Source organism: Aquiflexum sp. (genome assembly GCF_041749095.1).
In the GTDB taxonomy this organism is placed as follows: Bacteria; Bacteroidota; Bacteroidia; order Cytophagales; family Cyclobacteriaceae; genus Aquiflexum.
In genome coordinates this window covers 1-3162 of record NZ_JBGTCA010000010.1, presented here as the reverse complement: position 1 = coordinate 3162, position 3162 = coordinate 1, and the positions used below count along the sequence as shown (strand labels likewise).

The 3162-nt window shown below is 43.1% G+C and carries 3 protein-coding genes; all 3 read left to right on the top strand.

Translation table 11 applies throughout. From position 1 onward, the window contains the following. Positions 1-603, top strand: a 603-nt coding sequence (locus ACEW8O_RS00490) for a Mur ligase family protein (protein ID WP_373492656.1), incomplete at its 5' end; no start/stop codon positions are given. Position 604: 1 nt separating this feature from the next. Then, the gene (gene mraY, locus ACEW8O_RS00485) at positions 605-1816 is read left to right on the top strand and encodes a phospho-N-acetylmuramoyl-pentapeptide-transferase (protein ID WP_373492655.1); all 1212 of its coding nucleotides are present in this window, start codon (positions 605-607) and stop codon (positions 1814-1816) included. Then, positions 1817-3162, top strand: a 1346-nt coding sequence (murD, locus tag ACEW8O_RS00480; RefSeq protein WP_373492654.1) for a UDP-N-acetylmuramoyl-L-alanine--D-glutamate ligase, incomplete at its 3' end; no start/stop codon positions are given.

Below are 3162 nucleotides of genomic sequence, written 5' to 3'. Positions count from 1 at the left end.
TTCCGCATGATAGGGCAGTTCAATGCCTACAATCTCTTGGGGGTGTTTGCGACTGCTGTTCTTCTAGGTGAAGAGGAGGAAGAAATCCTGATGCAATTATCCAAAGTACAGGGTGCACAGGGTAGGTTTGATAAGATATCGGTTTATGGAATTACCGCAATTGTGGATTATGCACATACTCCTGATGCACTTGAAAATGTGCTCAAAACCATTCAGGGTGTAAGGACGGGCGGTGAACAGGTGATAACCGTAGTTGGCTGTGGAGGAAACAGGGACAGGACCAAAAGACCGGTAATGGCAAAGATAGCGACCCAGTTTTCTGACAAGGTAATTCTCACTTCTGATAATCCACGGGATGAAGAACCTATGGCAATTCTACGGGAAATGGAAGCTGGTGTAAATCCGGTTGATTTCAAAAAAACATTGGTGATAGCGGATAGAAAAGAGGCCATTAAAACCGCCGGAGTAATGGCAAAAAAGGGTGATATCATCCTTGTGGCCGGTAAGGGCCATGAAACTTACCAGGAAATAAAAGGGGTTAAGTACCCTTTTGATGACCGTGAGGTGGTCAGAGAAATGCTCAATCTGTTGAATAAAAACTGATATGTTATATCCTATTTTTGACTATTTGGACAGTGTGTTGGACATCCCGGGAACAGGGGTTTTCCGCTTTATCTCCTTTCGGGCAGGGATGGCTGCGCTTTTTTCCTTGATCATTACCATCACATTCGGGAAAAGGATCATCGACTGGATCAGGGGCAAACAAATCGGAGAGAGTGTCAGAGACCTTGGCCTTGAAGGACAAACAGAGAAAAAAGGCACACCAACCATGGGCGGCATGATGATGATCGCCGGGATTATCATACCTACACTTCTTTTTGCCAATGTCAACAATGTCTATATCATACTCTTGCTGATTACCACAATCTGGCTCGGTGCAATTGGCTTCATTGATGATTATATCAAAATATTCCAAAAGAACAAAGAAGGGCTTGCAGGCAGGTTCAAGATTGTAGGACAGATAGTCATCGGCGTAATTGTAGGCGCTACACTATATTTTCATGAAGGAGTAGTTGTCAGGGAGTTTACCAATCCGGTCTCTATTGAGGAAGGAGTAGTAGAAACACCTGCCTACAGAGATGTGAAAGTTGCCAAAACAACCATTCCTTTTATGAAAAACAATGAGTTGAATTATGAAACCTTCCTTGGTTTTCTTGGAGAAAACCTGACTCCTGTTTTGTACATTCTATTGGTGACATTTATCATTTCCGCAATCTCCAATGGTGCAAATATCACCGATGGCATTGATGGTTTGGCGGCAGGGACTTCAGCGATTATTGGGCTTACCATTGCCATTTTCGCTTACATATCCGGTAATGCCATTTTCTCCCAATACCTCGGTGTCATGTTTATTCCCAATTCAGGCGAATTGGTAATATTCTGTGCGGCATTTGTGGGAGCCTGTGTGGGATTCCTCTGGTACAATGCCTTTCCAGCCCAGGTTTTTATGGGTGATACCGGGAGCTTGATGTTGGGAGGAGTGATTGCGGTGCTTTCACTGACTTTGAGAAAGGAATTACTATTGCCCTTACTGTGCGGGATTTTTCTTGTGGAAAATGTATCGGTAATCATGCAGGTCAGCTATTTCAAATATACAAGGAAGAAATACGGTGAAGGGCGAAGGATATTCCTGATGTCACCCCTGCACCATCATTACCAAAAGAAAAACATACATGAAGCCAAAATAGTGACCAGGTTCTGGATTGTAGGAATTTTATTGGCAATCATCACATTGGCAACATTGAAACTGAGATAAATGAAACACATGATAGCCATATTGGGAGCAGGAGAAAGTGGAGTCGGGGCAGCATTGCTGGCCTATCGGAAAGGCTATGCGGTATGGGTATCTGATGCGGGATCGATAAGTGACTCCAGGAAAACAACCCTCAAAGAATGGGGGATTGAATTTGAAGAGGGCACTCATTCCGAAAATCTCATCTTGGCAGCCGATGAAATCATCAAAAGTCCAGGAATTCCCTTGACTGCACCAATTGTAAAGAAAGCATTGAAAAAAGGCATTCCGGTCATCGATGAACTGGAATTTGCCTCAAGATATTCCAAAGGAAAAATTATTGCCATAACCGGTACCAATGGCAAAACCACTACTACTTTATTAACATACCACCTGATGAAAAAAGCAGGATTAGATGTCGGCATGGCCGGAAATGTTGGAGAAAGTTGGGCGGGCCAATTGGTAAATGGTGACCATGCATGGTGGGTGTTGGAAGTCAGCAGTTTTCAGATTGACGGATTCAGATCACTGAAACCAAAAATCGCAGTACTTACCAATATCACGCCGGATCATTTGGACAGGTATGCTTATAGTTTGGACAATTATATAGCATCCAAGATCTCTCTTTTCAATAATATGACTGAAGAGGATGCAGCGATCTACTTTGCCGATGATATGAATATCCAAGTAGGATTGGGCAATATCAACCTTCAGGCAACAACTTTTCCGGTTAACCTGACCAAGCCCATCGATAGGGGCGGCTATTACAATGGTAATGAAATCTCATTGGGCATATTGGATAAAAAGATAAAAATCAATCCTTCTGATATAGCCTTGAAAGGTAAGCACAACATGCTAAATACCATGTTTGCAACCTTGGCGGCAATACTGGCAGGAGCGAAGGAAAATGTAGTAAGAGAGGGACTATTGGATTTCAAAAATGTGGCCCATAGAATGGAAAATGTGGCAAATATCAACGGGGTTTCTTTTGTGAATGACAGCAAAGGCACCAATGTAGATGCTACAGCTTATGCCCTGGACAGTTATTCAGGTCCTTTGATTTGGATAGCCGGAGGGGTGGACAAGGGCAATGATTACAAAATACTTTTTCCCATTGTGAGGGACAGGGTAAAAACCCTGATCTGTTTGGGAAAGGACAATGAAAAATTGAGAAAGGCATTTGAAGGGGTAATCCCTGTAATCAAGGAAACACAGCGTATTGAGGAAGCTGTCGGTTGGGGTTTGGATATGGGAGATAAAGGGGATGTGGTCCTTCTGTCTCCGGCCTGTGCAAGCTTTGATCTTTTCAAAAATTATGAAGACAGAGGGAATCAGTTCAAATCAGCAGTAGAGGCACTTAAAAGTACGGT